This window comes from Methylobacterium sp. WL120 (assembly GCF_008039465.1).
In the GTDB taxonomy this organism is placed as follows: domain Bacteria; phylum Pseudomonadota; class Alphaproteobacteria; order Rhizobiales; family Beijerinckiaceae; genus Methylobacterium; species Methylobacterium cerastii.
On the sequence record NZ_VRUT01000329.1, the window covers coordinates 1 to 1,444 of the forward strand.

Here is a 1,444-nt window from a genome sequence, read left to right on the forward strand (position 1 = left end):
GCCGAGCGACGGCTGCGCCTGGGCGCCCGGGGCCGCAGCCGGGGCGGCAATCGCGAGGGTCTCGGGACCGATCACGCAAAGGGCGGCGAGGCAGGCCAGCGTCGTGAGCTTCATGTCGATCGGGTCTCACCACGGGGTCGAGTTAGGCTCGGGGGTCGAGTTAGGCTCGGTCGCGCGCAGCGAAGGGCCGGCGCTTCGCTCCCGTTCGAGGATATGAGCCTCGCGGGGCGGTTGCCAACCCTCGCGCCGCCGCAGAGCACGACGCGCGGGCCGCCTTCGCGATCACGAACGCTTGGCCGCACGCCTCCGGGGCGTCGCCGATTTGGCCTCACGCCTCCGGCGCGTCGCCGATTTGGCCTCACGCCTCCGGCGCGTCGCCGATTTGGCCTCACGCCTCCGGCGCGTCGACGATCGGGTCGTAGCGGGCGGCATCGAAGCCGAGCAGGTTCCAGCTCTGCGCCATGTGCGGCGGCAGAGGCGCGCTCACGTCGATCGGCTTGCCGGTGCGCGGATGCGGGATCACGATCCGGCGGGCGAGCAGGTGGAGCCGGTTCTGGATGCCACCGGGGAGCGCCCAGTTCTCGACCGAGAAATACTTCGGGTCGCCGACGATCGGGTGTCCGATATGGGCCGCGTGCGCGCGCAGCTGGTGGGTCCGCCCCGTCACCGGCTTGAACGACAGCCACGACACCTTCTGCGCCGCCTGGTCGACGGTGGCGTAGTAGGTCAGCGCGTGGGTTGCGCCCTCCTCGCCGTGCTGGGCGATTCGCATGCGGGCGTCGGCGTCGGTCGGCTCCTCCTTGACGAGGTAGGTCGAGACCCGGCCCTGCGGCGTGCGCGGCACGCCGGCGGTGAGCGCCCAGTAGATCTTCCGCGCCGCGCGCGAGCGGAAGCTCTTGGCGAGCGTCGCCGCCGCGACCCGGGTCTTGGCGACGATGAGGCAGCCGGCGGTGTCCTTGTCGAGGCGGTGGACGAGGCGCGGCTTCGAGCCGTCGGGGCCGGCCAGCGCCTCGAGCAGCCCGTCCACGTGCCGGACGGTGCCTGAGCCGCCCTGCACCGCGAGGCCGAAGGGCTTGTTCAGCACCATCATGTCCGCGTCCTCGTAGAGGACCAGCGAGCGGATGAATTCGGCGTCGTCCTGGTCGCGGACCGGGTTGCGCGGGCGGTCGGCCGGCTGGTCGAGCTTGAGCGGCGGCACCCGCACGGCCATGCCCGGCTCGAGCCGGTCGTTCGGCTTGGCACGCCGGCCGTCGACGCGCAGCTCGCCCTTGCGGACGATGCTCTGCACGCGGGCGAAGGGCAGCTGCGGGAAGCGGGCCGTGAGGAAGCGGTCGATCCGCATCCCGGCCTCGTCGGGTTCGACGGTGAGCGTCTGAACGCCGGAGGCGAGCGTCGCCGAGGCCGCCGCGCGCTGCTGGCGCCGGGTCGGGCCCTCGACGGGCGC

General features: G+C 73.0%; 1 protein-coding gene. It reads right to left on the reverse strand.

All coding sequences use genetic code 11. The features are described 5' to 3' along the window. Positions 1-388 precede the first annotated feature (388 nt). Positions 389-1,444 (reverse strand): RluA family pseudouridine synthase (locus FV229_RS26805; protein ID WP_147754811.1); only part of this gene is annotated, 1,056 nt, incomplete at its 5' end.